Genomic DNA, 26,012 nt, shown 5'->3' on the forward strand with positions numbered 1-26,012 from the left:
TTCATTGAACGGAACGAGTTAGGCGTGTTTCGGACGGTCGGAAACACGTCGTTTACATCGGGGCAATTTTTCGGCGGAATTTCCGGCGTAACGTCGCTGACGCCCCACCACAGACATCCGTCACTGTTCCGCACATCGAAACATCTTGACCGGAGTGGAACGTCAGCTTGAGGAGATCGCGTTGAAGACAGCATTCAGGACGCTCGGCGTCGCCGCCGGGCTCGCGGCGGGAGCCCTCGCCCTGAGCTCGTGCGCCGGCTCGGCCGTCGGACAGGCGCAGGACGATGCCGACGGCGGCGCGGAGGAGGTCGACGAGGTCGTCATCGGCTCGCTGCACCCGCTGAGCGGGGCGAACGCCGTCGACGGGCAGCAGATGTCGGATGCCGCGCAGATGGCCGTCGACGCGATCAACGAGGCAGGAGGCATCGAGTCCCTCGGCGGGGCGCAGCTCGTGCTCGAGGTGGCCGACACGCGCGGCGAGGCGGAGACGGGACAGAGCGAGGCGACCCGCCTCATCCAGGAGGGCGCCGCCGCGCTCGTCGGCTCCTTCCAGAGCGCGACGAGCGCGAACATCGCCTCGGTGGCCGAGCGCAACGGCGTGCCGTTCGTCATGGACGTCTCCGCGCTCGACTCGATCCTCGAGCAGGGGTACGCGTACTCCTTCCGCATCCAGCCCTCCGGCAGCATGATGGGCGCCCAGAGCGCCGCCTACCTCTCCGAGATGGGCGAGGCCGGCGGCAGCCCCGTCGAGAAGGTCGGATACCTCTACGAGCAGGGCAACTTCGGCGCCTCCGCATACGAGGCCTTCGCCGCCCGGGCCGCGGAGCTCGGCATCGAGGTCGACCCGGCGATCAGCTACGACCCGGCCTCGAGCGACCTCTCGACGCAGGTGCAGCAGGTGGCGGCGGCCGGAGCCGACGTGCTCGCGGTCTCCGGCTACTACAACGACAGCCTCGCGATCGCGCGCGCCGTGTCGTCCATCGCACCCGACATCGACGCGGTCTTCGGCGTCGCGAACGGCGGCTACGACCAGGCGCAGTTCGTGACCGACGCCCCCGCGGGCGGGGAGGGCTACCTGAACGCGAACTACCACTGGGACGTCACGAATCCCGAGGCGCAGGACCTCGCCTCGGGGTTCGAGGAGGAGTTCGGCGAGCCGATCCGCACGAGCGCGGTGCTCACCTACGACGCCGTCATGCTCATCGCGCAGGCGATCGAGGAGGCCGGCAGCGCCGACCCCGCCGACATCCGCGACGCGATCGCCGAGTCGGGCTATGAGCCCCTCGTCGTGAACGACGGACCCGTGTCGTTCGACGAGACCGGTCAGAACGCCAACGCCTCCGTCGTCGTGATGCAGGTGCAGGACGGCTCGGTGCTCCAGGTGTTCCCCGACGACCTCGCGGAGGCCGGCGTCGTCTACCCCGCACCCGTCGGCTGACCCGGTCAGGAGCCAGCCCATGTCGACTCAGACCGTCGCCCCGGCCGCGACCGCATCGGTCGTCGGTCCTCCCGAGCGCGCCCGCGCGTCCGGGGGACCGTCGCCGCGCACGCTCCTCGTCACGCTCCTCGTCCTCGTCGTCGCCTCCGTCGTCGCGGGGCTCGTGTCCGGCAGCACCACCGTGCTGACGCAGGCCCTCGTCACGGGGCTGCTGACGGGCGGCGTCTACAGCCTGGTCGCCATGGGGCTCACCCTCGTCTACGGGGTGCTGCACATCATCAACTTCGCCAACGGCGCGATGGTGGCGCTCGCGATGTACATCACCTTCGCCGTCGTCGACGCGACGGGGATGCACCCCTACGCGACCCTGCTCATCACGGTGCCGGCGATGTTCCTCCTGGGAGCGGCGATGCAGACGACGCTGCTCAACCCGATCATGAAGGCGCCCATCCAGACCCAGCTCCTCGTGACGATCGGGCTCGCGCTGGCGATCGAGAACGGGCTGCTGCTCGTCTTCGGGCCCAATCCGCGGTCGGTGCGGCTGCCGGGCGGCGCGGGGGTCTCGATCCTCGGCGCGACGGTCGACACGAGCCGGATCTTCGCCTTCGCCGGCGCGCTCGTCCTCGTGGCCGTCCTCTGGATCGTGCTGCAGAGGACCCCCGTCGGCACCGCCATCCGCTCGGTCGCGGCGAACCCGGAAGGGGCCCGCCTCGTGGGCATCGACATCCGGTCGATCTACGTGCTCACCTTCGCGCTCGGCGCGGCGGCCGCCGGCGCCGCCGGCACGCTCGTCGCCCCGTTCACCACGATCGAGCCCACCGCGGGCTCGGTCTTCAACCTGACCGCGTTCGTGGTCGTCGTGCTCGGCGGGATGGGCAACGTGCCCGGCGCCCTCGTGGGCGGCCTCATCGTCGGGCTGACCGAGCAGCTCGGCGGACTGATCCTCCCGGGCCAGTCGCCCCTGCTCGCCGTGTTCGCGGTCTTCCTCGTCGTGCTCTTCGCCAAGCCGCGCGGCATCTTCGGGAGGGCGTCATGACCGTCACCGCACCCGCGCCCGCGGAGTCGGCGAGGAGCACGCCCGTCGTGCCGCCTCGTGTCGTCGCGCGGCGCTCGCCCTGGCTCCGGCAGTACGTCGCGCTGGCCGCGCTCGCCGCCGTCGGCATCGCCCTCCCGTTCGTCCTGCCGTCGGCCGAGCTCGCCATCGCGATGCGCGTCGTGATCTTCGCCCTCATGGGGATCGGCTGGAACATCATGAGCGGCTTCGGCGGGATGTTCAGCTTCGGGCACGCCGCCTACTTCGGCATCGGCGCGTACGTCACCGCCGTCCTGCTCGTCGACTTCGGGGTGTCGCCGTGGATCGGCCTGGTCGCGGGCATGGCCGTGGCGGCGGGCGCGGGGGTCGGCATCAGCTACCTCGCCCTTCGCTACAAGCTCACGGGCGCGTACTACGCCCTCTCGACGTTCGCCTTCGCCGAGATGCTGCGCCTCTTCGTCGTCGGCAACGACGGCCTCAGGCGCACCGTCGGGTTCACCGTGCCCGTGCAGCAGGGCGACAGCTGGGGCATGTTCCAGTTCCGCGCCGGATCGCCCGTGTACTTCTGGATCGCGACGGGGATGCTCGTCGCCGCGCTGGTCGTCTCCATCCAGTTCCTCCGCAGCCGCACGGGCCGCTTCACGCTCGCCGCGCGCGACGACGACATGGCCGCGGCCGCCATCGGCATCGACGTGCTGCGATACAAGCTCACGACCGTCGCGATCTCCGCGGCGATCACGGCGGCGGCGGGCACGCTCTACCTGCAGTACTACATGTTCGTCGACCCCGAGCTCGCGTTCGGCGCCTCGGTCTCGAACAACGCCATCATCACCGCCGTCGTCGGAGGCGCCGGAACCGTGTGGGGTCCCGTCGTCGGCGCCGTGGTCATGGCGCCGCTGTCGGACCTCGTCGCGGGGTTCCTCCGCAACCCGCCCGAGTGGCTGTCGTTCGTCACGGGTCACGGAGGCCTCGACGTCCTCGTCTACGCCGTGATCCTGATCGCCTGCGTCCTGCTGCTGCCCCAGGGCATCTACGGCTCCATCAAGAACAGGGCGGTGCGGAGGTGAGCCTTCTCGAGATCCAGGGCGTCTCCAAGTCCTTCCGCGGGCTGACGGCGCTGCGCGACGTCGACATCGCCGTGGAGGAGGGCGAGATCGTCGGCATCATCGGCGCGAACGGCGCGGGGAAGACGACCCTCTTCAACTGCGTGACGGGCGCCTTCCCGCCCGACGCGGGCCGCGTCCTCCTCGACGGGCGCGACGTCACGGGCGCGAGGACACACCGCCTCGTCGGCGCCGGTCTCGTGCGCACCTTCCAGCTCATGCGCCCCTTCGCGACCATGACGGCGCGCGAGAACGTCACGATCGCCGTGCAGAGCCGGGGCGTGCGTCCGGAGCGCCGGGCGCGGGACGAAGCCGAGACCCTGCTCGCCCGCACGGGCCTCGCCGACTGGGCGGACGCGGTGTCGGGCTCCCTGCCGACCGCCGTGCAGAAGCGTCTGGAGCTGACGCGCGCGCTCGCGACGCGCCCGCGCGTGCTGCTCCTCGACGAGGTGCTGGCGGGGCTCGTCCCCTCCGAGCGCATGCCGGTGCTCGACCTGCTGGACGACCTGCGACGGGAGGAGGGCACGACCCTGCTCTTCATCGAGCACATCATGGCCGCCGTCCGGCGGCTGAGCGACCGCGTCGTGATGATGGACCAGGGCGCCGTGCTCGCCCGAGGGGCCGTCGACGACGTGCTCGCCGATCCGCGCGTGATCGAGGCCTACCTCGGGAAGGAGTACGGGCATGCTGCTTGAGGTGGACGAGCTCCGCGCGGGCTACCACGGGCTGGAGATCCTCCACGGGCTCTCCCTCACCGTCGGCGAGGCGGAGGTCGTCGCGATCGTCGGCGCCAACGGCGCCGGCAAGTCGACGACGCTGAAGGCGCTCGCGGGTGAGGTCAGGCAGTACGGCGGCGCGGTGCGCTTCGACGGCCGGCCCGTCGGCCACGGGCGCAGCCACCTCGTCGCCCGGCGGGGCCTCATGCTCGTCCCCGAGAACAGGGCCCTGTTCGGCTCGCTCACCGTCGAGGACAACCTGCGGATGGGCTCGTGGGGGCGGAGGGGCCGGGAGGGCTTCTCGGAGGCGGAGGTCCTCGAGCTGTTCCCCATCCTGCGCGAACGCCGGTCGCAGCGCGCGGAGACGATGTCGGGCGGCCAGCAGCAGATGCTGGCGATCGCCCGCGCGCTCATGGGCGCCCCGCGGCTGCTCATGCTCGACGAGCCGTCCACGGGGCTCTCGCCCAAGCTCACCTGGGACGTCTTCCACGCGGTGCACGCGATCCGCGAACGCGGCGTGAGCGTGCTCATCGTGGAGCAGAACGCGGGCCAGGTGCTGAAGCTCGCCGACCGCGCCTACGTGCTCGAGTCGGGCTCGGTCGCCCTCGAGGGCGAGGCCGTCGCGCTCGCGGACGACGAGCGCATCCGGGCCGCCTACCTGGGCGGCTGACGCCCGATGGACACGACTGTTCCACCCCGTACCCCGAAGGAGACCCGATGACCGAGCAGATCGACTGGAACGACGAGGTCGCCAGGATCCGCGACCTCCGCGCGAGCCGCGCCAGGGTCGGGCCGGGCAGCAGGCCGGCCGTCGTCGTGGTCGACTTCCAGAAGGCGTTCACCGAGCACGAGCACATCGGACCCGGCACGGCCGTGGCGCTCGCCCACACCGCCGAGCTGCTGCGGGCGGCGCGGGCGGCCGGCGTGCCCGTGATCTACCTCGTCATGATCCTCGACTCGCTCGACGACCGCATGCTCGCCCAGCGGGTGCGGTCGAGCCTGACCGAGCGGTGCGAGCGCGGAGATCCGTGGACCGACATCAGCCCGGCCGTCGCCCCCGAGCCGTCGGACCACATCGTGGAGAAGACCGTCGCCTCCGGCTTCTACAACACGCGCCTCCACGACCTGCTCCAGGAGCTCGGCGTCGACGAGGTCGTCATGACCGGCACGTCGACGAGCGGATGCGTGCGCGCGACCGTCGTCGACGCCGCGTACCGCGACTACCGCGTCAGCATCGTCGAGGAGTGCTGCGACGACTTCCGCGCGCTCTCGGGAGAGGTGTCGCTGTGGGACATGCAGGATCGCTTTGGGGACGTCGTGTCGAAGCGGTGGATGCTCGACCGGCTCGCATCGATCGCCGCGGACCGCGAGCAGGAGGCCGTCGCGCGATGATGGCGGGGCGGGCGCCGCTGCGCAACAACGAGAGGCTCGTCTACGCCCCCATGTCGACCCGGCCACGGGTGACGATGCCGGGCGGTGCGCTCGTCGCCTTCTGGCACGCGCCCAACGTCGAGCACTACGACTACATCGCGCCCGGCGGCGGCACGCCCCAGGGCCGCGTCGCGTATCCCGATCTCCAGCACTACATGCACCGGGACAGCGGGAACCGCGTCGGCCTGTGGCGGATGCTCCGCGCCGTGGACGCCTTCGAGATGCCGTCGACGGTGTCGCTGAGCCTGTCGCTGCTCGAGGAGCAGCCCGAGGTGCGGGACGCCGTGCTCGAGCGCGACTGGGAGATCATGAGCCACGGCATCTCCAATCTCCGTCCCCTCTACGGCCTGTCCTACGACGAGGAGGACGCGTTCTTCGCGCTGTCGCAGCGGCTCAGCGAGGCGTACTGCGGCGGGCGGCGCATCAAGGGGATGCTCGGCCCGAAGGTCTCGGGCACCGACAACACGTGCGAGCTGCTCGTCGCGCACGGCATGGCGTACGTCGCGGACTGGATCCACGACGAGCAGCCGCGTCCGCTGCGCACGGCGGCCGGCGGCCGGCTCGTCTCGATGCCGTACAGCTTCATGCTCAACGACGTTCCGATGATCCACGCTCGCTCGCTCTCGGGCCGCGAGTTCATCGACCTCGCGATCGCCCAGATCGACAGGCTCCTGCGCGACGCGGAGGAGGACGGCCAGGCGCGCGTCGCCTGCTTCGCGACGCATCCGTTCCTGTCGGGACAGCCGTGGTTCCACCGGTACCTGTCGGAGGTGTTCGCGTACGTCCGGTCGGACGACCGCATCCGGTGCACGACGGCGGGCGAGATCGCCGACCACTACATCGAGAACCACTACGACGAGCAGGTCGCGTTCGCGGCGCGGCTGGAGTCCGAGCACCTCGCCGCGCTGACCCCGCAGGAGGTCTCCCCATGACGCTCATCGCCCATCCCGCCGACGCGACGGTCTTCGCCCCCGACCTGCCGGCCTCGTACGACGCGCACCGCGCCCCGTGGAGCCTTCCCGGAGACAGGAGGCTCGCCGTCAGCGTGCTGCTGCACGCGCCGAGCTACCAGGACGACGTCCCGGACGGCGCCGTCAAGCCGCTCGCGATGGCGGGCGGCGTCGGCCGCGACACGTCGGAGCCCGCGCACGGCCAGGTCGCGCGGCTGTCGCAGTGGGACTTCGGCCTCACGACGGGCATCTGGCGGCTGCTCTCGATCGCGGAGCGCGCCGGGGTTCCCGTAGCGGTGTCTCTCGACGAGCACGGGGCGCGCACCGTGCCGGGTCTCGCGCGCGGCGTCGCCGCGCGCGCCCAGGAGATCGTCGTGCGCGGCTCGGCCGCCAACATCATCCTCTCGCCCACGATGGGCGAGCACGCGGAGCGCGCCTACATCGCGAACGCCCGCGAGAGCGTCGCGCGTCTCACGGGCACGTCCCCGACGGGCTGGTTCGGCCCCGAGCGGTCCATGACGCCCCGGACGACGTCGCTGCTGCGGGACGAGGGGTTCTCCTGGTTCGGCGACTGGCCGGTCGACGAGCGGCCCGTCGCGCTCGAGGGGGCCTCCCGCAGGCTCATCGCGCTCCCGCACCCCCTCGAGACGGAGGACATGTTCCAGCTGTACACCCGGGGGCTGCCGTTCGCCGACTACGAGACGCTGCTCGAGGAGACGATCGAGCAGCTCGTCGCCGACGCCGACGTCACGGGCGCGCGCCACCTGGGGCTGAGCTGGTTCGGATGGGTTCTCGGGCAGGCGTGCTTCGCGGACGTCGCCGAGCGCACGCTCCGGCTGCTCGCGTCGCACCCCGACATCCTCCTCGTCACCCCCGGCGAAGCCGCCGCCCTCTGACCGGGGCGCGCGCCGTCCCCCGCGAGACACGAAAGAGCACCACCGTGACGCAAGACGTCCGATCGACGCCCGCCGTCGGCGGGGAGCCGCCCTCCTCCCTGCCGCGCAGGCTGCCGTGGTCCCTCGGCAGCGGGACCATCCTGCTCGGCCTGAACTCCGCGATGATCGCCGTGGCGCTCGTCCCCATGGCGGCCGAGTTCGGGGATGCGGGCGTCATCGCCTGGATCGTGAGCTCGCTGTACATCGCGGCCGCCGTCGGCTCGCCGACGGCGGGGCGGCTCGCCGACCTCCTCGGACCGCGGCGGACCTACCTGGCCGGCCTCGCGATCGTCCTCGTCGCGTCGACGCTCGGGCCCTTCGTCCCGACCGCCGAGCTCATGATCGCCGACCGCGTGCTGCTGGGCCTGGGAGCCTCGGTGCAGTTCCCCGCGGCGATGGCGATCATCCGCCAGCAGGCCGAGCGCCGCGGGGCGCGGCCGACGGGGGCGATCGGCGTGATCGCGCTGTGCGGGCAGACGACGGCGGCGCTCGGTCCGACGACGGGCGGCCTCGTCGTGCTGCTGTGGGGATGGCAGGGGATCTTCTGGGTCAACCTGCCCATGGTCGCCCTGTGCGCGACGCTCGTGCTCGCCTTCGTGCCGAAGGACGCCCGCCGCCCGCGGCGGGGAGGCGCGGCGCAGCTCGCCTCCCTCGACCCGCTCGGCATGCTGCTGCTCGTCGTGACGCTGGTGCTCCTCATGCTGGGGCTGCTCTCGCTCGACGGCGCGGGGCCGGCGTGGCTCTTCCTGGCGGCGTTCGTGCCCGCGCTGGCGCTCTTCGTCTGGCGGGAGCGGCGTGCCGCGAGCCCCTTCGTCGACGTGACGCTCATGACCCGGTACCCGCAGTTCGCGCTCACCTGCCTGCGGGCGGTGGCGACCTTCGTCTCCTTCTACTGCGTGTTCTACGGTCTGCCGCAGTGGCTCGAGGCCACCCGCGGTCTCGACGCGGGCCTCACGGGCCTGCTCATGCTTCCGGTGTTCGGCGTCGGAGCGCTGTCCACCTGGACCGCGACGAGGCTCGGCGCGCGGTGGCACCCGCGCGAGCTGCTCGTGATCGGCTCGTCGGCGATGGTCGTCGCCGGCGCCGCGCTCGCGTTCGCGACCGGACCGGACGCCCCGCTGTGGTGGCTCGCGATCGTCTGCGCCCTGCTCGGCGTGCCCAACGGCTTCAACAACCTCGGCAACCAGCTTCTGCTCCATCGCGCGGTCCCCGCGGAGGCGGCGGGCAGCTCGAGCGGCGTGTACCGCACGGCGCAGTACATCGGCGCCTCGCTCGCGGCGGTCGTCGTCGCGCACACGCTGGACGAGAGCGCGCCGGCGGGGGGCGTCCACGCCATGGGAGCCGCCGTCTGCGTGATCGGCGCCGTGCTCCTCGCCGCGTCGCTCGTCGCGCTCGCCCGCCTCCGGAGAGGCCGGTCATGACCGCCCCTCGCTCCGCCCTCTTCCGGCCGCTCCGTCTGCGAGACCTGGAGCTGCGCAATCGCGTCGGCGTCTCGCCCATGTGCATGTACGCGTGCGAGGACCGCTCCGGCCGGGTCCACGCATGGCACGTCGTGCACTACGGGCAGTTCGCGCTCGGCGGCGCCGCGCTCGTGGTCACCGAGGCCACCGCGGTGCTCGCGGAGGGGCGCGTGACGCCGCGGGACGCGGGACTCTGGGACGACGCGCACGTCCCCGCGTGGCGCGCCGTCGTCGACGCCGTGCACCGCGCCGGCGCGGCGATCGCCGTGCAGCTCGCCCACGCGGGCCGCAAGGGCGGGAAGCACGCGGGTCTTCCGGGCGACCCGGCGGACGAGCGCGGATCGGTGCCGCCCGACGCCGGCGGATGGGTGACGGCGGGCGCCTCCGGCGCGGGCTTCGGGCACTACGCCGCGCCGCGGCGGGTCTCGGACGGCGAGATCGAGGAGGTCGTGGACGGCTTCCGCGCTGCGGCCGGGCGCGCCGTGGCCGCGGGCTTCGACGCCGTCGAGCTGCACGCCGCGCACGGATATCTGCTGCACGAGTTCCTCTCGCCCGTCACGAACACGCGCGACGACCGGTGGGGCGCCGACCGCGAGCTGCTCCTCCTGCGCACGGTCGACGCCGTGCGCGAGGTCATGCCGGCGGGGATGCCCCTTCTCGTGCGGCTGTCGGTCGACGACGTCGCCGAGGGCGGGCTCGTCGCCGCGGACTCCGCCGCCCTCGCGGGGCGGCTGCGCGCACGGGGCGTCGACCTCGTCGACTGCTCCTCGGGCGGGCTCGTCTGGGGTGCCGAGTACGACCCGTCGCCCGGCTACCAGGTGCCGGGCGCCGCGGCGGTGCGCGCATCCGGCGCGACCGTGGCGGCGGTGGGCCTCATCTGCGAGCCCGCCCACGCCGAGGCGATCGTGCGCGACGGGCTGGCGGACGTCGTGCTCCTCGGGCGGGCGATGCTGCGCGACCCGCACTGGGCGCGGCGCGCCCAGCTCGAGCTCGAGGGCGCGGCCACGATCGAGCCGCGGTACCACCGCGCCTACCGCTGAGCCGCGGGCCGGTGCCCGGCGGGACGCTACCGTGTTCAGGACGGGAGGGCCGGATGGCTGAGCAGCGGCGGGCGCCGAGCATCTACGACGTGGCGCAGCGCGCCGGCGTCTCGCACCAGACGGTGTCGCGGGTGCTCAACGACTACGCGGGCATCCGGCCCGCGACGCGCGAGAGGGTGCTCGACGCCATCCGCGGGCTCGGCTACCGGCGCAGCGTGGCCGCGCGCACGCTCGCGACGAGCCGCACGGGATCCATCGGCATCCTCTCCCCCGCGACCGCGGCGTACGGCGCGGTGAGCTCGCTGCTGGCGGTCGAGCACGCCGTGCGCGATGCGGGCTATCGCCCGCTGGTGACGAGCGTCGTGGCCGACGGCGACGCGGTGCGCGCCGGCGTGGAGTTCCTGCTCGACCACTCCGTGGAGGCGCTCGTCGCGATCGCCCCCTACCGCGTCATGCTCGCGGAGCTCGAGGGCGCCGGCCTTCCCGTGCTCATGCTGCAGGCGGGCGACGAGGGGCCGGACGGCGTCGCGGTCGACCAGCAGGCGGGCGTCGACGCGCTGCTGGACCACCTCCTCGCCCTCGGGCACACGGGCATCCAGCACATCGCGGGTCCCTCGGGCTACATCGAGGCGGATCTGCGGCGGGCGGCCTTCGCGCGCGCGGTCGCCGCGCGGGCGCTGCCGGTGCTGCCGCTGCTGCAGGGCGACTGGACGGCCGATGCGGGACACGCGCTCGCCGCGTCCGTCTCGCCCGAGGCGTCGGCGATCGTCGCGGGCAACGACCAGATGGCCCTGGGGGTCGTCCACGGGCTCGCCGATCGCGGCCTCCGGGTGCCGGACGACATGAGCGTGACGGGGTTCGACGACATCCCCGAGGCCGCACACTGCCTGCCTCCCCTCACGACGGCGCATCAGGACTTCGCCGAGATCGGGAGGCTGGCCGTCGCGCGCCTCGTCGCGCGGTTGGACGGCGCCGATGCCCCGGAGCCGGCGACGGTCGCGCCGCGGCTCGTCGTCCGCGGATCGACGGCGGCGCCCGCGCACGGAGGCGGTGCTCCGGCCTGATTGCGCGGGGTCGCATCGCGGGGTAATCTGAGGGACGCGCATCATGTGAGCGCTCACATGTCGAGGAGGACGGATGTCGGCTGCCATCGCACGGGCATCGCTCGGGATCGAGCTCGGCTCGACCCGGATCAAGGCCTGTCTCGTCGCGCCCGACGGCACGACGCTGGCCACGGGCGGCTCCACGTGGGAGAACCGCCTGGTCGACGGGCTGTGGACGTACTCGCTCGACGACGTGCGCGCGGGCGTGCGGGCCGCCTACGGCGAGCTCGCGGCGAACGTCGAGAGGGAGCACGGCGCGAGGCCCGAGACCTTCGCGGCCGTCGGCGTCTCGGCGATGATGCACGGCTACCTGGCGTTCGACGCCGCGGGGGAGCTGCTCGTCCCCTTCCGCACCTGGCGCAACACGAACACGGGCGCCGCGGCGAGAGAGCTGAGCGAGGCCCTCGGGTTCGCCGTTCCGCTGCGCTGGTCGGCGGCCCACCTCTACCAGGCGATCCTCGACCGCGAGGCGCACGTCCCCCGCGTGCACGCGCTCACGACGCTCGCCGGCTACGTGCACGAGCTCCTCACCGGGCGGCGCGTGCTGGGCGTCGGCGACGCCTCGGGCATGTTCCCCGTCGATACGGCGACGGGGACCTACGACGCCCGGATGCTCGGCGCCTTCGACGAGCGCGCGGCCGCCCGCGGCGCGGAGGGGCTGCGCATCGCGGAGATCCTGCCCGAGGTGCTGAGCGCGGGCGAGGACGCGGGCGAGCTGACCGCCGCCGGCGCCGCGCTGCTGGACGAGACCGGGACGCTCCGGGCCGGGGCGCCGCTGTGCCCGCCGGAGGGCGACGCGGGAACCGGGATGGTCGCCACCGGCGCCGTGGCTCCCCGCACGGGGAACGTCAGCGCGGGCACGAGCATCTTCGCGATGGTCGTCCTGGAGGAGGCGCCCCGGGTCGCCCACGACGACGTCGACGTCGTCGCCACGCCGGCCGGGGACCCGGTGGCCATGGTGCACTGCAACAACGGCGCGAGCGAGCTGGACGCGTGGGCGGCCGTCTTCGGCGAGTTCGCTGCGGCGCTCGGACATGCGTCCAGCTCCGACGCCGTGTTCGAGGCGCTGCTCGGCACCGCGCTCGACGCGGACGCCGACGGCGGGCTGCTCGCCTACAACCTCCTCTCCGGCGAGCCGATCGCGGGACTGCCGGAGGGCCGCCCGCTGTTCGTGCGCACGCCGGGGTCGCGCCTCACGCTCGCCGGGTTCGCGCGCGCGCAGCTCCAGGGGGCGTTCGCCGCGCTGAGCCTCGGCATGCGCACGCTGACGGACGAGGGCGTGACGATCGAGGCGATGCGCGCCCACGGCGGGATGTTCCGCACGCGCGGCGTCGCGCAGCGCATCCTCGCCGCCGCGCTCGACGCCCCGGTGTCGGTGGCGGAGACCGCCGGCGAGGGCGGGGCGTGGGGGATCGCCGTGCTGGGGCTGTACCGGCGGGCGCGCATCGACGGGACGGCCGCGGGGCGGGGCCTCGCCGCCTGGCTCGATCAGGAGGTCTTCGCCGGCGCCTCTGCGGAGACGGTCGTCGCCGAGCCGGCGGAGGTCGTCGCCTTCGAGGCCTATCTGCAGCGCTGGCGCGAGGGGCTCGCGGTCGAGGCCGCGGCGATCGCCTCGATGCCCGCGACCGACGCGGACTCCCGCGAGTGAGGAGAGAGATGACCGACTTCAGCCCCGAGGTGCAGGCCTCGATCGACCGCGTCCGCGCCGACGTCGCGCGGCTCCACGGCGAGCTCACCCGCTACGGGCTCGTCGTCTGGACCGGCGGCAACGTCTCGGGTCGCGTGCCGGGCGCGGATCTCTTCGTCATCAAGCCGTCGGGCGTGGGCTACGACGAGCTGACGCCGGAGAACATGATCCTCTGCGACCTCGACGGCGCCGCCGTCCCCGGCGCGCCGGGCTCCGAGCGCAACCCCTCCAGCGACACCGCGGCGCACGCGTACGTCTACCGGAACATGCCGGAGGTCGGCGGCGTGGTGCACACGCACTCGACCTACGCCGTCGCGTGGGCTGCGCGCGCCGAGCCGATCCCGTGCGTCATCACGGGGATGGCCGACGAGTTCGGCGGCGAGATCCCGGCCGGTCCCTTCGCCGTCATCGGCGACGACTCCATCGGCCGCGGCATCGTCGAGACGCTGCGCGGCCACCGCTCGCGCGCCGTCCTCATGCAGAACCATGGGCCCTTCACGATCGGCAAGGACGCGAAGGACGCCGTCAAGGCCGCCGTGATGGTCGAGGACGCTGCGCGCAGCGTCCACATCGCCCGCCAGCTGGGCGAGCCGGTGCCGATCCCGCAGGAGAAGGTCGACGCCCTCTACAACCGCTATCAGAACGTGTACGGTCAGACGCCCCAAGGAGGCATGAACCGATGAGCCGCAGCATCGTCCCCGACCTCGCCGACCACGAGGTCTGGTTCCTCACGGGGAGCCAGCACCTCTACGGGGAGGAGACGCTCCGTCAGGTGGCCGAGCAGTCGCAGCAGGTCGCGCAGGGCCTCGTCGACGCGCCGGACGTCCCCGTGCGCGTCGTGTGGAAGCCCGTGCTCACGGGGTCCGACGACATCCGCCGGCTCGTCCTCGAGGCGAACGCCGACGATCGCGTGATCGGCCTCATCGCGTGGATGCACACCTTCAGCCCCGCGAAGATGTGGATCTCCGGCCTGAACGCGCTGCAGAAGCCCCTCCTCCACCTGCACACGCAGGTGAACGTCGCGCTGCCGTACGCCGACATCGACATGGACTTCATGAACCTGAACCAGTCGGCGCACGGCGACCGCGAGTTCGGGTACATCGAGACGCGCCTCGGCATCCCGCGCACGACCGTCGTCGGTCACGTGAGCGATCCGCGGGTGACCGCGCGCGTCGGCGTCTGGGCGCGCGCGGCCGCCGGGCGCGCCGCCGCGCAGGGGCTCAGGCTCGCCCGCTTCGGCGACAACATGCGCTTCGTCGCCGTGACCGAGGGAGACAAGACCGAGGCGGAGATCCGCCTCGGCGTCCAGGTCAACACGTGGGGCGTGAACGAGCTCGCCGAGGCCGTGGACGCCGCGGCCGAGACGGACGTCGACGCGCTCGTCGACGAGTACCTCGCGCTCTACGACGTCGCCGAGGAGCTCCGCCCGGGCGGGGAGCGCGCCGCGTCGCTGCGCTACGGCGCCCAGGTCGAGATCGGCCTGCGCTCGTTCCTCGAGGCCGGCGGGTTCAGCGCCTTCACGACGTCGTTCGAGGATCTCGGGGCGCTCAGACAGCTGCCCGGCCTGGCCGTACAGCGCCTCATGGCGGACGGCTACGGATTCGGCGCCGAGGGCGACTGGAAGACCGCCGTGCTCGTGCGCCTCGCGGCCGTCATGGGAGCCGGCCTCCCCGGCGGCGCGAGCCTCATGGAGGACTACACGTACCACCTCGAGGCCGGGAGCGAGCTCATCCTCGGCGCCCACATGCTCGAGGTCAGCCCCTCGCTCACGACCTCGAGGCCGCGCCTCGAGGTGCACCCGCTCGGGATCGGCGACCGGGAGGACCCCGTGCGCCTCGTCTTCACGGCGGATGCGGGGCCGGCCGTCGTCGTCGCGATGAGCGACCTGCGCGACCGCTTCCGCCTCGTCGCGAACGTCGTCGAGAACGTCGACCTGCCCGAGCCGATGCCGAAGCTGCCCGTGGGGCACGCCCTCTGGCGGCCCGCCCCCGATCTCCACACCTCGGCGGCGGCGTGGCTCACGGCGGGCGCCGCGCACCACACGGTCATGTCGACGCAGGTCGGCGTGGACGTGTTCCGCGACTTCGCGAAGATCGCCGGTATCGAGTTCATCACGATCGACGACGACACGACGCTGCCCGCGTTCGAGCGCGAACTGCGCGGGAACGCCGTGTACCACCGGGTCGCACAGGGTCTGTGATCTGAGGGATATGGTGATTTGTCCCCCAAATGGGGGACAAATGCCGTATCGTCGTGTGCGACGTCCCTCTCGGTCGTCCAGCCCTCATCGCTATCCCCCCCTAGTCGATGAGGGCTGATTCTCTTCCCGGGCGGATGACTTCCGGCGTCATTCTGGGAGACCCCCCTATCCATTTCGCTCGCAGTCCCGTAGCGTGGGGTCTGGTCGGCGCGAAATATGCATCGGCTCCCATCAAGAAGAACGGCAGTACATGAGCACGCAAGGCACCGTCAAGTGGTTCAACTCGGAGAAGGGCTTCGGCTTCATCGCTCCCGATGAGGGCGGCTCTGACGTCTTCGCGCACTACACCGCAATCACCGCGAGCGGCTACCGCTCGCTCGAAGAGAACCAGCGCGTCGAGTTCGACATCGCCCAGGGTCCCAAGGGCCTCCAGGCGGAGAACATCCAGCCGCTGTAACTTACAGCTTGAGAAGGGCCTCCACGACGCGATCGTGGAGGCCCTTCCTCATGCCCGCAGGCGATCGTGATCGGACAGCGCCTTGGCGTCCTCCGCATGGCGGATGGCGCGTCGCGCATCGTCGAGGGCCTCGACGGGGTCGGCGGTCTGCCGCGCTTTCGCGAGCTCCTCGCGGGCGGCGTCGAGGCGCACCCTCGCGTCCAGCGACGCTCCCGGGCGGATCGCCGCGTCGGCCCTGGCGAGCGCGCTGCGGGCCGCAGCGAGCGTTCCGGGCAGGGCGCTGCGCGCGCCGAGCAGCCGCTGCTGCGCGGTGCGCGCGTCGGCCAGCGCCCGGTCGAGGCGGTCGCGCAGGCGGGCGATCTCCTCGTTGGCGTGCACCGGCCGCCGGTCCGCCTCCCGGCGGAGGGAGGCGATCTCCGCGACGGCGGTCTCGATCTCGCGTCCGAGCCGCTCCGCGTCGTCGGGCTCCAGGGCGGCGCGGATGCCCGTGGCCGAGCGGACGGCGGCGGACGCCGCCTCGAGCTCGCCGGCGACCGCCTGCTTCGCCTGGAGCACGATCCGGTGGCGCTCCTCGAGTGCGCGGGAGCGCTGTTCCGCGCGTCGGAGCGCCCGCTCTGCCGCAGCGAGATCGTCCAGCGCCGACGCGGACGGATCGCGGGCCTTGCGTCGAGCCTCGCCGAGCAGCCGCTCCGCCTCGTCGAGCGAGGAGGCCGCCGAGGCTCCGTCGTCGGCCGCGTCGCTCCACTCCGACGGATCGGCGCGCTCCTCGAGCTCGGAGACGAGCGCCGCCGGATCGCCGATCCGCTCACGGAGGCTCGCCAGCCGTCGGTGAGCGGCATCGACCTGCGCCGGGGCCGAGGTGTGGGCGTCGATCCACGCGCGGTGCTCGGCCCTGCCGTCGGCGACGGCCGTCAGGGCCCTGCCGATCCGCAGCCGCAGAGCCTGCGCCGTGCGACGTCTCAGGACGGGCAGGGCCGCCGACTCCTGCATCGCCCGGAACTCGGCGAAGGCGTCGTCGCGCGTGTGCTGCGCCGTCATCCGCGCCCGGCGCAGGGCCGCCGGCGGGTCGCCGCCGTAGAGCGCTCCCGACAGTCCCAGCTCCAGTTCGAGCTCGTCGACCGCGTCGTCCAGCTCGACGAGCGCTGCGCCCGTCTCGGCGATCGCCGTCTCGGCCTTCGCCCGCGCGCGCCTGCCGCGCCGCGCGCGCTTCGTCGCCCACACGATCAGCACGACGAGCAGCGCGGACCCGCCGAGCACGACGAGCGCCGGCACGAGCCAGGAGACCACGGAGTCGATGTCCGGCATGGCGTTCCGGTCAGGCGGATCCGGGCTGCCCGGAGAGCAGCAGCAGAGCCCGCAGCTGGTCGATGTCGTCGACGACGGCGATCGCCCCCTCGTCCTCGCCCGGCGTGCCGAAGCCCCAGCGGACGAAGATCACCGGCACGTCGTGGTCCGCGGCGCCGTCGACGTCGTGGTGCCGGTCGCCGACGAGCACGGGGCGGGAGACGTCGACGCCCGCGGCGACGAGCCGCTCCAGCGCGCGGCCGAGCACGATCGACTTCGTGTCGAGGGAGTCGGGGTCGGAGGAGGCGCCCGTGATGGAGGCGAACCGGTCGGCGAGGTCGTAGTGCTCGAGGATGGCGCGCACCTGGTTCTCGGGCTTCGTGCTCGCCGTCGCCTGCGGGACGCCGGCGTCGTGGAGGTCGCGGATGAGGTCGGCCACGCCCGGGTAGAGCGCGACGGAGCTCGCATAGCCGTCGCGCGCGGCGAGGGCGCGGTATCGGGCGACGGCGTCCCTGGCCTCCTCGGGGCTCAGCATGCCGCGGACCTGGAACGACTCGAGCATGGGAGGGCCGATCCACGCGGAGAGCTCGTCGGCCCCGGGGGGCGTGCGTCCGAGGTCGGTGAGCACGGCGGTGATGCGCGGCAGGATGCCGGCCGATGCGTCCGCGACGGTGCCGTCGACATCCCAGAGGATGCAGGACCAGGGGGATTCCGTCGACGACATGGAATCCACCCTATCGACGTCGTGCGCCGGGCCCGCCGATTGAGACGCGGCGGGCGACGTCAGGCGAGCGCGCGCGGCACGAGCTGCGCGTCCGACGGGGCGAACGCCGAGCTGAGCACCTGGCAGCCGGCGCCGACCGCCGTCGCGTCCGCGCCGAGCGACGAGGTCGACACCCGGAGCGCATGGGGGAGCATGTACGCCCGCGAGTCGCCGACGCGGCGGCGGATCTCCGGCAGCGCGACGTCCGAGATGTGATTCCAGAACGCGCCGCTGAAGACGATGTCGCTGAGGTCGAGCATGTTCGCGATCGTCACGACGGCGGTCGCGATGTCGGCGGCCATCTCCGCGACGAGCGTGTGCGCGCGCTCGTCGCGGCGCGCCGCCTCGCCGACGGCGGCGTACGCCTGCGCGACCGAGACGTGGTCGGAGAGGTCAGGCAGCGCGATGACGCCCCGCTCCGCCGCGGCCCGCACGAGCCTGGCCGGGGCGATGTTGTCGCCCAGGCATCCGCTGTTCCCGCATCGGCAGATCGCACCCCGGTCGGAGACCCGGACGTGCCCGATGTCGCCGAGGTTGGAGGTCGCGCCGCGGCGGACGCTGTGATCCAGCGCGAGCCCCAGCCCGACGCCCGTGCCGAGGTAGAAGACGGCGAAGTCGTCTCGATCGGCGTCGTGGCTCGACCAGAGCTCGCCGACGGTGGCGGAGGTGACGTCCTTCTCGAGGATCGCGGGGAGGTCGAGGGCGCGCCCCAGCGCATCCCGCAGCGCGACGTCGTCCCATCCGTCGAGCAGGGGCGGGTTGTTCACCGTGCCGGCCTCGAGGTCGAGCGGACCGGGTGCGGCGATGCCGATGCCGAGCAGCTGCCCGCGATCGATGCCGGCGTCGTCGACGAGGGCGTCGACCGATCGCGCCATGCTCTCGATCACGTCGTCGGGGGACACGACGCGCGGCGTGGCGGTGCTCGCGCGGGCGATGACGCTCCCCGCGAGGTCCACGACCGTGTAGGTGATGAACGACGGATCGAGATGGATGCCGATCGCGGTGCGGGCGCCGGGCACGAGGTGCATGGACGTGCGCGGCTTGCCCGGGCCGGATGCCAGCCGCTCGCCTTCCCGGATGAGGCCGGCGGCGATCAGGCGCCTGGCGACGTTCGTCACGGTCTGCGACGAGAGCCCGGTCTGCGCGGCGATCTCGACCCGGCTGACGCCGCCGGGGGAGAGCCGGATCGCGTCGAGCACGACCGACTGGTTGAACTCGCCGATCGACGGGAGGTTCGCGCCTCGTCGCATCATCCGCACACCTCCGCCTCCAGTATCGACCGTCGGAGGTCCCCTCCGGGTCTTGACATTAGTCAATCAAGACGATTTATTAATCCCTGACGGCCGCCCGAAGGAGTGCCGGCCGAACGCGGACAAGGGAGTCATGATGCGCAGGACGACGACGTCGCTCGCACTGATCGGGGGCGGCGCGCTGCTGCTCTCCGGCTGCGGAGGAGGCGGGGCGGGAGACGCGGACACGATCCGCGTCGCGTACCAGAAATTCGGGAACTTCACCCAGCTCGACGACCTCCTCCACGAGGTCAAGACGGAGTTCGAGGAGACGCACGACGGTCTCACGGTGGAGCTCGTCCCCATCGAGGCCCAGCAGAACGACTACTTCACCAAGCTCGCCCTCATGAACCAGTCGGCGTCGACGGCGCCGGACGTCATGTACGAGGACACGTTCATGATCAAGTCGGACGTCGACGCCGGCTACCTCGCGCCGCTCGACGACTACGTGGCCGACTGGGACGACTGGGACCAGTTCTTCGACAACGCCAAGCAGGCGGGCCTCGGAGACGACGGCGCGCTCTACGGGATCCCGATGGGCACCGACACGAGGGCGCTCTGGTACAACAAGGAGCTGTTCGCGCAGGCCGGTCTCCCCGTCCCCTGGGAGCCGGAGACCTGGCAGGACGTCCTCGACGCCGCGGCGACGGTCAAGGAGGCGCTGCCCGGGGTCATCCCGCTCAACGTCTACTCCGGCAAGCCCCAGGGGGAGGCCGCCGCGATGCAGGGCTTCGAGATGCTCCTGTACGGCACGGACGACACCCTCTACGACACCGACGCCGCGAAGTGGGTCACGGGCTCGCAGGGGTTCGTGGACGCGCTTCAGTTCATCGCCGACGTCTACCAGGGCGGGCTCGGGCCGACGCCGCAGCAGGCCCTCGACACCAACGTCGCCACGACCGTCGCGGCCGAGTGGCTTCCGGCGGGCGAGCTCGCGATCGCCCTCGACGGGTCGTGGCTGAGCGGCACCTGGCTCGAGTCGGGCACGACGCCGTGGCCCGAGTGGAACGACGTCATGGCGCAGGCGCCCATGCCGACGCAGAACGGCCAGGAGCCGGGCGCCACGAGCATGTCGGGCGGGTGGACGCTCGCGATGGGATCGGGCACGGAGAATCCGGACGCCGCGTGGGACTTCATCGCGCTCGCGCTGAACAAGGACAACTCGAAAGGCTACGACATCGCCAACAGCCAGATCGCCGTGCGGTCCGACGTCGCGGACGACCCGGAGTACACGGCCGCCAACGCGTCGTTCGAGTTCTTCTCGTCGCTCGTCGACGTGACGCACTACCGCCCGGCGACGAGCGACTACGCGCAGATCTCCAACGAGATCACCGTCGCGATGGAGGCCGTGATGACCGGGCAGCAGACTCCGGAGGAGGCCGCGGCAGCGTACGACGAGGCCGTGATCGGCATCGTCGGCGAGGAGAGCACGCAGGATGGCTGACTCCTCCTCCGAGACCGCCCTCGTCGTCGGCGTCGACCCGCGCCGGCGACGGGGCGGGCCCCTGCCCCGCGGCGGCACGGCCCGGCGCGACGCGGTGCGTGCCCTGCCCCTGCTCCCGGCCGTGGTGCTCCTCGCGGTCTTCCTGCTCGGTCCCGTCGTCAGCTCGTTCTACGGCGCCTTCACGAACGCCTCGCTCCGGGGCGCGGCCGCGAGGAGCACCGAGTTCGTGGGCCTGCGGAACTACGTCGACCTCTTCTCCGATCCCGACTTCCCGAAGTCGGTGCTCCTCACGCTCGTCTTCCTCATCGGCTCGGCCATCCTGGGGCAGAACGTGCTCGGGATGGTCCTCGCCGTCGCGATGCGGTCCTCCGCGAGGCCCGTGCGGGGCATCGTCTCGACGATCGTCGTGGGGGCGTGGGTGCTGCCCGAGATCGTCGCGTCCTTCGCGGCATACGCGTTCTTCGCGCAGGACGGGACGCTCAACGCGCTCCTCGGCCTCGTGGGCGTCGAGGGGCCGTCGTGGCTCTACGACGCGCCCATGATGTCCGTCATCCTCGCGAACGTCTGGCGCGGGACGGCGTTCTCGATGCTCGTGTACTCCGCCGCGCTCTCCGACGTGCCGCCCGAGATCACCGAGTCGGCGGAGGTGGACGGCGCGCGCGGATGGCAGCGCTTCGCCTACATCACGGTGCCGATGATCCGTCGCAGCATCTCGACGAACCTCATGCTCACGACGCTGCAGACGCTCTCGGTCTTCACGCTCGTCTACGTGATGACGGGCGGCGGTCCGGGGACCGACTCGTCGACGCTGCCCGTCCTCGCCTACCAGGAGGCCTTCCGGTTCTCCGAGCTCGGGCTCGGCACGGCGATCGCGACCATCCTGCTCGTCGTCGGGGGCGTCTTCTCCGTCGTGTACATCCGTGCGCTCCGGCCGGAGGCGGACTGATGTCGCTCGCCCTCACCTCGCCGCGCGGCAGGGGCCTGCGGATCACCGCGAACCTCGTCCTCGCGCTCATCGGCGTCGCGTTCCTGCTCCCGATGGTCTGGCTGCTGCTGGCGTCGTTCGACCGCAGCGCGACCCTGTCCGTCGGGCTGCCGTCGGAATGGACGCTCGAGAACTTCACGGCCGTGATGACCTGGGACCTCGCGTTCCGGCCGCTCCTCAACAGCCTGATCCTGGCGGGCGGATGCGCCGTCATCACCGTCGTCGTCTCCGTTCTCGCCGCCTATCCGCTCTCGCGGTACCGGCTGCGGATCAACCCGCCCTTCCTCTACGGCGTGCTCTTCGGGACGTGCCTGCCGATCACGGCGATGATGGTGCCGGTCTACATGCTGTTCGTGTGGTTCGACCTCATCGACTCGATCGCGGGGACCGTCCTCTTCCTCGCGGCAACGTCGCTGCCGATGGCCATCTGGATGACGAAGAACTTCATGGACTCGGTCCCGATCTCCCTCGAGGAGGCGGCCTGGGTCGACGGCGCCTCCATGATGACGACGCTCGTGCGCGTCGTCATGCCGCTCATGCGGTCGGGCATCGGCGTCGTGTTCATCTTCGTCTTCATGCAGGCGTGGGGGAACTTCTTCGTCCCGTTCGTGCTGCTGCTGAGCCCCGACCGTCAGCCCGCGGCGGTGAGCATCTTCTCCTTCTTCGGGCAGTACGGCGCCGTCGCCTACGGGCAGCTCGCCGCGTTCTCGCTCCTCTACTCGCTCCCCGTGCTCGCGCTGTATGTTCTCGTCACCCGGCTCTCGGGCGGCTCGTTCGCCCTCGCGGGCGCGGTCAAGGGCTGAACGTCCGAAAGAAAGGAACCCGTCCATGCACGATGACTCCGCCCTCGTCGAGGCGAGGATCGCCCGGACCCACCGCGATCGCATCGCCCCGGCCATCCGGTCGCCGCGCGCTCCCGTCGCCGTCGAGGCCTGGGAGGCGCCCGGCGAGCCCGTGCCGTTCGCGGAGGCGGCCGGGCGGGCGTTCTCCCCCCTCGAACGCGGGGAGCCGTGGGGCAGGCCCTGGGGCACGACGTGGCTCCGGGTGCGCGGCTCCCTGCCCGGCGGATGGCGGGAGCGCGTGGAGGCGGGCACCCACGAGGCGGAGCTCGTCGTTGACCTCGGCTTCACCCCGGGGCAGCCGGGCTTCCAGTCGGAGGGGCTCGTCTACACGCCGCAGGGAAGCGTCCTGAAGGGACTCGAGCCGCTCAACGACTGGATCGCGCTCCCGGCGGGCGAGGACGGGTTCGAGGTCTACATCGAGGCGGCGTCGAACCCCGACGTCGGGTCGGACTGGTCGTTCCGCCCGACGCCCGTGGGCGACAGGGCGACGGCGGGCGACGACCCCCTCTACCGCTTCGGCGGCGTCGAGGTCGTGCTGCGCGACCGCGCGGTCTTCGCGCTCGACCGCGACTGGACGACGCTCGCGGGGCTCCTCGCCGTGCTGCCGGAGCGCTCGCCGCGGCGGGCGGGCGTCCTGCGTGCGCTCGAACGCGCGTCCGACGCGCTCGACCCCGACGACGTCGCCGGCTCGGCGGCGGACGCGAGGGCGGCGCTCGCCCCCGCACTCGCGTCGTCCGCGACCGGCTCGGCGCACCGCGTCGCGGCCGTCGGACACGCGCACATCGACTCCGCCTGGCTCTGGCCCGTGCGCGAGACCGTCCGCAAGTGCGCGCGGACGTTCTCGAACGTGCTCGACCTCATGGACCGGTATCCGGACTTCGTCTTCGCGGCCTCGTCGGCGCAGCAGTACCTGTGGATGCAGGAGAGCTACCCGGAGATCTTCGACCGCATCCGCGCGCGTGTGGCGGAGGGTCGGTGGGTTCCCGTGGGCGGGATGTGGGTCGAGTCGGACACGAACATGCCGGGCGGGGAGGCCCTCGCACGGCAGTTCGTCGCGGGCAAGGGGTACTTCCTCCGCGAGCTGGGGGTCGAGACGACCGAGGTCTGGCTGCCCGACTCGTTCGGCTACTCGGCCGCGCTGCCGCAGATCGTGGCAGCCTCGGCGTCGGACAGCTTCCTCACGCAGAAGATCTCGTGGAACGAGACGAACGTGATGCCGCACCACACCTTCCTCTGGGAGGGCATCGACGGCAGCCGGGTCTTCACGCACTTCCCTCCCGTCGACAGGTACAACTCCGACCTCGGCGCCGTCGATCTCGACCGGGCGGAGCGTCAGCACGCGGAGCGGGGCATCAGCGACCTCTCGCTCGTGCCGTTCGGCTTCGGCGACGGCGGAGGCGGGCCGACGCGCGAGATGATCGAGACGGCGCACCGCAAGCGCGACCTCGAGGGGTCGCCGCGCGTCGAGCTGACGCGCCCCGACGACTTCTTCGCGCAGGCGAAGGCGGAGCTGCCGGCTCCGTCGACGTGGTCGGGCGAGCTGTACCTGGAGTTCCATCGGGGCACGTACACCTCGCAGGCCCGGACGAAGGCGGGCAACCGCCGCAGCGAGCACCTGCTGCGCGAGGCCGAGCTGTGGGCGGCGACGGCCGCCGTGCGCCACGGCGCCGCCTACCCTGCCGACCGGCTGCGCGACCTCTGGCGCACGGTGCTGCTGCAGCAGTTCCACGACATCCTCCCCGGCTCCTCGATCGCCTGGGTGCATCAGCAGGCGGAGGAGGAGTACGCCCGTGTCGCCGCGGAGCTCGAGGAGATCGTCGACGCGTCCCTCGACGTGCTCGCGGGCGGAACACCGCCGCCGGACGACGGCACGTCCGGGCGGGAGGACGTCGTCTTCAACGCGGCGCCGGTGACCGTCGACGGCGTGGCGGCGATGGCCGCGGGGCATCCGGGTGCGCGGCCCCGGGCCGGGGTCTCGCGGACGGACGACGGCTTCGTGCTCGAGGGCGAGGGGATCCGCGTGGTCGTCGACGCCCGCGGCGAGATCGTCTCGCTCATCGACACGGCGACGGGCCGTGAGGCGATCGCCCCCGAGGGCCGCGGCAACGTCCTGCAGCTCTTCCGCGACACCCCCAACCAGTGGGACGCGTGGGATCTCGACCACCACTTCAACCGCACGCCGCAGGGCGCCTCCCGGGTCTCGTCGGCGCGGATCGAGGGCGACGCCGTCGTCGTCGAGCACGAGATCGGCCGGTCGGCCGTGACGCAGCGCCTCCGCATCGCGCCGCACGGCCTCGCCGTCGACATCGAGACGACGGTGGACTGGCACGAGCGCCAGAAGCTGCTGAAGCTCTCCTTCGACGTCGACGTGCTGGCCGACACCGCGGCATCCGAGATCCAGTTCGGGCACGTCCGCCGTCCCGTCCACGCCAACACGTCGTGGGACGCCGCGCGCTTCGAGACGGTGGCGCACCGCTGGCTGCACGTGGACGAGCCGGGCTTCGGCGTGACGCTCGCCAACGACCGCGTCTACGGCCATGACGTGACACGCCGCGAGCGGGCGGGCGGCGGCGGGACGACGCGCGTGCGGGAGTCGCTCCTGCGCGCGCCGGTCTTCCCCGACCCCTCGGCCGATCAGGGCGTGCACGTCTTCCGCCACGCGCTGTCGACCGGCGGCATCCTCGACGCCGTCGCGGAGGGCTACCGCCTGAACCTGCCGACGCGCTCCCGCCGCGGCGGGCCCGTCGAGCCGCTCGTGCGGGTGGAGGGCGCACCGTCGGTGCTCGTGGAGGCCGTGAAGCTCGCGGAGGACGGATCGGGGGATGTCGTCGTGCGGCTCTACGAGGCGCGCGGGGGACGTGCGAGGGGGCGGCTCGTCCCGGGCTTCGCCGCCGCCGGGGCGGTGCGCACCGACCTGCTGGAGCGGCCTCTCGACCACCGGCCCGACGACGCGCTCGCTCTCGACCTGCGCCCCTTCGAGCTCGTGACCGTGCGGATCGGCCGGGCGTAGGCGCGGGCGTCCGGTCGCCCGTTCAGATGACGAATCCGACCCGGTCTCCCACTCCAACCGAGTCGGATTCGTCATTCGAACCGGCCGCCGGCCTCAGAACAGCCGCGGCACGCCCGACTCGATGCCCTTCATCTCGTCGTAGTCGAGGGTGAGGCAGCGGATGCCGCGATCCTCGGCGAGCACGCGGGCCTGCGGCTTGATCTCCTGCGCGGCGAACACGCCCTGCACGGGGGCGAGATGCGGGTCGCGGCCGAGCAGCTCCAGGTACCGCGTGAGCTGCTCGACGCCGTCGATGTCTCCCCGTCGCTTGACCTCGACGGCGATGGCGACGCCCGCTGCGTCGCGCACGAGCAGATCGACGGGACCGATCGCGGTGGGGTACTCGCGGCGGACGAGCGTCGCGCCGACGGAGATGAGGTCGACCTGCTCCGCGAGCAGCCGCTGCAGGTCCGACTCGACGCCGTCCTTGATGAGGCCGGGGTCGACGCCGAGGTCGTGTCGCGTGTCGCTCACGATCTCGTGGATGCGCACGGTGAGGGCGTCGCCCGTCTTCTGGTGCGTCACCTTCCACACCTCGACGACGCCCGCCGACGAGAGCTCCTCGTCGGGAGCCACGACGTCGAGGCGGCAGGGCGGGCTCATCCAGTTGAGCGGCTTGTAGGAGCCGCCGTCCGAGTGGACGAGCAGGCTGCCGTCGCCCTTGTGCATGAGCACGCGGGTGGCGAGGGGCAGATGCGCATGGAGCCGACCGGTGTAGTCGACGGAGCAGCGGGCGATGACGAGACGCACCGGACGAGCCTAGCCTCCGTCGATCCCTCGACGTCGACGACGTCATCTATGCC

Annotated in this window: 23 protein-coding genes; 19 read left to right on the forward strand and 4 right to left on the reverse strand. The window is 72.3% G+C overall.

Annotation, left to right across the window (positions count from 1 at the left end; all coding sequences use genetic code 11):
• Positions 1–181: 181 nt before the first annotated feature.
• From N8K70_RS00140 to N8K70_RS00210, 15 genes are all read left to right on the forward strand, one after another.
• Positions 182–1,438 carry an ABC transporter substrate-binding protein gene (locus N8K70_RS00140; protein ID WP_317139580.1) on the forward strand — a complete coding sequence of 419 codons (1,257 nt, stop codon included), beginning with the start codon at positions 182–184 and terminating at the stop codon, positions 1,436–1,438.
• 19 nt (positions 1,439–1,457) lie between these two features.
• Positions 1,458–2,474, forward strand: coding sequence for a branched-chain amino acid ABC transporter permease (locus N8K70_RS00145; RefSeq protein ID WP_317139581.1), 1,017 nt, complete (start codon positions 1,458–1,460; stop codon positions 2,472–2,474).
• The gene (locus tag N8K70_RS00150) at positions 2,471–3,538 is read left to right on the forward strand and encodes a branched-chain amino acid ABC transporter permease (protein ID WP_317139582.1); all 1,068 of its coding nucleotides are present in this window, start codon (positions 2,471–2,473) and stop codon (positions 3,536–3,538) included. The genes N8K70_RS00145 and N8K70_RS00150 overlap by 4 nt, the downstream gene beginning before the upstream one ends.
• A complete protein-coding gene (locus N8K70_RS00155; protein ID WP_317139583.1) occupies positions 3,535–4,269 on the forward strand; it encodes an ABC transporter ATP-binding protein in 735 nt (244 codons plus the stop codon). The genes N8K70_RS00150 and N8K70_RS00155 overlap by 4 nt, the downstream gene beginning before the upstream one ends.
• Positions 4,259–4,960: an ABC transporter ATP-binding protein gene (locus N8K70_RS00160; RefSeq protein WP_317139584.1), complete on the forward strand. Its 702-nt coding sequence runs from the start codon at positions 4,259–4,261 to the stop codon at positions 4,958–4,960. The genes N8K70_RS00155 and N8K70_RS00160 overlap by 11 nt, the downstream gene beginning before the upstream one ends.
• A 47-nt stretch (positions 4,961–5,007) precedes the next feature.
• Positions 5,008–5,682: a cysteine hydrolase family protein gene (locus N8K70_RS00165; protein ID WP_317139585.1), complete on the forward strand. Its 675-nt coding sequence runs from the start codon at positions 5,008–5,010 to the stop codon at positions 5,680–5,682.
• Positions 5,679–6,653: a polysaccharide deacetylase family protein gene (locus N8K70_RS00170; protein ID WP_317139586.1), complete on the forward strand. Its 975-nt coding sequence runs from the start codon at positions 5,679–5,681 to the stop codon at positions 6,651–6,653. Before N8K70_RS00165 ends, N8K70_RS00170 begins: the two co-directional genes overlap by 4 nt.
• Positions 6,650–7,567, forward strand: coding sequence for a polysaccharide deacetylase family protein (locus N8K70_RS00175; RefSeq protein ID WP_317139587.1), 918 nt, complete (start codon positions 6,650–6,652; stop codon positions 7,565–7,567). Before N8K70_RS00170 ends, N8K70_RS00175 begins: the two co-directional genes overlap by 4 nt.
• Positions 7,568–7,611: 44 nt before the next feature.
• Positions 7,612–9,027 (forward strand): MFS transporter, encoded by a 1,416-nt coding sequence (locus N8K70_RS00180; RefSeq protein ID WP_317139588.1) that lies wholly within the window; start codon positions 7,612–7,614, stop codon positions 9,025–9,027.
• The gene (locus N8K70_RS00185; RefSeq protein ID WP_317139589.1) at positions 9,024–10,106 is read left to right on the forward strand and encodes an oxidoreductase; all 1,083 of its coding nucleotides are present in this window, start codon (positions 9,024–9,026) and stop codon (positions 10,104–10,106) included. Before N8K70_RS00180 ends, N8K70_RS00185 begins: the two co-directional genes overlap by 4 nt.
• Positions 10,107–10,159: 53 nt before the next feature.
• Positions 10,160–11,170, forward strand: a complete 1,011-nt coding sequence (locus N8K70_RS00190; RefSeq protein ID WP_317139590.1) for a LacI family DNA-binding transcriptional regulator — start codon at positions 10,160–10,162, stop codon at positions 11,168–11,170.
• Between the two features lie 73 nt (positions 11,171–11,243).
• Positions 11,244–12,857, forward strand: coding sequence for a xylulokinase (locus N8K70_RS00195; RefSeq protein ID WP_317139591.1), 1,614 nt, complete (start codon positions 11,244–11,246; stop codon positions 12,855–12,857).
• A gap of 8 nt (positions 12,858–12,865) precedes the next feature.
• The gene (locus N8K70_RS00200) at positions 12,866–13,579 is read left to right on the forward strand and encodes an L-ribulose-5-phosphate 4-epimerase (RefSeq protein ID WP_317139592.1); all 714 of its coding nucleotides are present in this window, start codon (positions 12,866–12,868) and stop codon (positions 13,577–13,579) included.
• Positions 13,576–15,096, forward strand: a complete 1,521-nt coding sequence (araA, locus tag N8K70_RS00205) for an L-arabinose isomerase (RefSeq protein ID WP_317139593.1) — start codon at positions 13,576–13,578, stop codon at positions 15,094–15,096. Before N8K70_RS00200 ends, araA begins: the two co-directional genes overlap by 4 nt.
• A gap of 250 nt (positions 15,097–15,346) precedes the next feature.
• The gene (locus N8K70_RS00210) at positions 15,347–15,553 is read left to right on the forward strand and encodes a cold-shock protein (protein WP_317139594.1); all 207 of its coding nucleotides are present in this window, start codon (positions 15,347–15,349) and stop codon (positions 15,551–15,553) included.
• A gap of 48 nt (positions 15,554–15,601) precedes the next feature.
• Here N8K70_RS00210 and N8K70_RS00215 read toward each other — a convergent pair whose 3' ends face one another.
• From N8K70_RS00215 to N8K70_RS00225, 3 genes are read right to left on the reverse strand one after another with little or no spacing between them, the layout of a single operon-like run.
• Positions 15,602–16,858: a hypothetical protein gene (locus N8K70_RS00215; RefSeq protein WP_317139595.1), complete on the reverse strand. Its 1,257-nt coding sequence runs from the start codon at positions 16,856–16,858 to the stop codon at positions 15,602–15,604.
• Positions 16,859–16,868: 10 nt separating this feature from the next.
• Positions 16,869–17,561, reverse strand: a complete 693-nt coding sequence (locus N8K70_RS00220) for an HAD hydrolase-like protein (protein WP_317139596.1) — start codon at positions 17,559–17,561, stop codon at positions 16,869–16,871.
• 59 nt (positions 17,562–17,620) lie between these two features.
• Positions 17,621–18,853 (reverse strand): ROK family protein, encoded by a 1,233-nt coding sequence (locus N8K70_RS00225; protein ID WP_317139597.1) that lies wholly within the window; start codon positions 18,851–18,853, stop codon positions 17,621–17,623.
• Between the two features lie 133 nt (positions 18,854–18,986).
• Between N8K70_RS00225 and N8K70_RS00230 the strand changes: the two genes are divergently transcribed.
• From N8K70_RS00230 to N8K70_RS00245, 4 genes are read left to right on the forward strand one after another with little or no spacing between them, the layout of a single operon-like run.
• A complete protein-coding gene (locus N8K70_RS00230; protein ID WP_317141240.1) occupies positions 18,987–20,333 on the forward strand; it encodes an extracellular solute-binding protein in 1,347 nt (448 codons plus the stop codon).
• Positions 20,326–21,279, forward strand: coding sequence for a carbohydrate ABC transporter permease (locus N8K70_RS00235; protein WP_317139598.1), 954 nt, complete (start codon positions 20,326–20,328; stop codon positions 21,277–21,279). Before N8K70_RS00230 ends, N8K70_RS00235 begins: the two co-directional genes overlap by 8 nt.
• Positions 21,279–22,121, forward strand: a complete 843-nt coding sequence (locus N8K70_RS00240) for a carbohydrate ABC transporter permease (RefSeq protein ID WP_317139599.1) — start codon at positions 21,279–21,281, stop codon at positions 22,119–22,121. Before N8K70_RS00235 ends, N8K70_RS00240 begins: the two co-directional genes overlap by 1 nt.
• Positions 22,122–22,146: 25 nt before the next feature.
• Positions 22,147–25,170: an alpha-mannosidase gene (locus tag N8K70_RS00245; RefSeq protein ID WP_317139600.1), complete on the forward strand. Its 3,024-nt coding sequence runs from the start codon at positions 22,147–22,149 to the stop codon at positions 25,168–25,170.
• A gap of 93 nt (positions 25,171–25,263) precedes the next feature.
• On the opposite strand, the gene nucS is transcribed toward N8K70_RS00245, so the two are convergent.
• Positions 25,264–25,959 (reverse strand): endonuclease NucS, encoded by a 696-nt coding sequence (gene nucS, locus N8K70_RS00250; RefSeq protein ID WP_317139601.1) that lies wholly within the window; start codon positions 25,957–25,959, stop codon positions 25,264–25,266.
• Positions 25,960–26,012: the final 53 nt, after the last annotated feature.

This window comes from Microbacterium sp. AB (assembly GCF_032878875.1).
Taxonomy (GTDB): Bacteria; Actinomycetota; Actinomycetes; order Actinomycetales; family Microbacteriaceae; genus Microbacterium; species Microbacterium betulae.

Coding starts and splice junctions, on each gene's coding strand:
- N8K70_RS00145 (WP_317139581.1), top strand. CDS start 1,458: ATGTCGACTCAGACCGTCGCCCCGGCCGCGACCGCATCGGTCGTCGGT.
- N8K70_RS00150 (WP_317139582.1), top strand. CDS start 2,471: ATGACCGTCACCGCACCCGCGCCCGCGGAGTCGGCGAGGAGCACGCCC.
- N8K70_RS00160 (WP_317139584.1), top strand. CDS start 4,259: ATGCTGCTTGAGGTGGACGAGCTCCGCGCGGGCTACCACGGGCTGGAG.
- N8K70_RS00165 (WP_317139585.1), top strand. CDS start 5,008: ATGACCGAGCAGATCGACTGGAACGACGAGGTCGCCAGGATCCGCGAC.
- N8K70_RS00170 (WP_317139586.1), top strand. CDS start 5,679: ATGATGGCGGGGCGGGCGCCGCTGCGCAACAACGAGAGGCTCGTCTAC.
- N8K70_RS00175 (WP_317139587.1), top strand. CDS start 6,650: ATGACGCTCATCGCCCATCCCGCCGACGCGACGGTCTTCGCCCCCGAC.
- N8K70_RS00185 (WP_317139589.1), top strand. CDS start 9,024: ATGACCGCCCCTCGCTCCGCCCTCTTCCGGCCGCTCCGTCTGCGAGAC.
- N8K70_RS00190 (WP_317139590.1), top strand. CDS start 10,160: ATGGCTGAGCAGCGGCGGGCGCCGAGCATCTACGACGTGGCGCAGCGC.
- N8K70_RS00195 (WP_317139591.1), top strand. CDS start 11,244: ATGTCGGCTGCCATCGCACGGGCATCGCTCGGGATCGAGCTCGGCTCG.
- N8K70_RS00200 (WP_317139592.1), top strand. CDS start 12,866: ATGACCGACTTCAGCCCCGAGGTGCAGGCCTCGATCGACCGCGTCCGC.
- araA (WP_317139593.1), top strand. CDS start 13,576: ATGAGCCGCAGCATCGTCCCCGACCTCGCCGACCACGAGGTCTGGTTC.
- N8K70_RS00210 (WP_317139594.1), top strand. CDS start 15,347: ATGAGCACGCAAGGCACCGTCAAGTGGTTCAACTCGGAGAAGGGCTTC.
- N8K70_RS00215 (WP_317139595.1), bottom strand. CDS start 16,858: ATGCCGGACATCGACTCCGTGGTCTCCTGGCTCGTGCCGGCGCTCGTC.
- N8K70_RS00220 (WP_317139596.1), bottom strand. CDS start 17,561: ATGTCGTCGACGGAATCCCCCTGGTCCTGCATCCTCTGGGATGTCGAC.
- N8K70_RS00225 (WP_317139597.1), bottom strand. CDS start 18,853: ATGATGCGACGAGGCGCGAACCTCCCGTCGATCGGCGAGTTCAACCAG.
- N8K70_RS00230 (WP_317141240.1), top strand. CDS start 18,987: ATGCGCAGGACGACGACGTCGCTCGCACTGATCGGGGGCGGCGCGCTG.
- N8K70_RS00235 (WP_317139598.1), top strand. CDS start 20,326: ATGGCTGACTCCTCCTCCGAGACCGCCCTCGTCGTCGGCGTCGACCCG.
- N8K70_RS00240 (WP_317139599.1), top strand. CDS start 21,279: ATGTCGCTCGCCCTCACCTCGCCGCGCGGCAGGGGCCTGCGGATCACC.
- N8K70_RS00245 (WP_317139600.1), top strand. CDS start 22,147: ATGCACGATGACTCCGCCCTCGTCGAGGCGAGGATCGCCCGGACCCAC.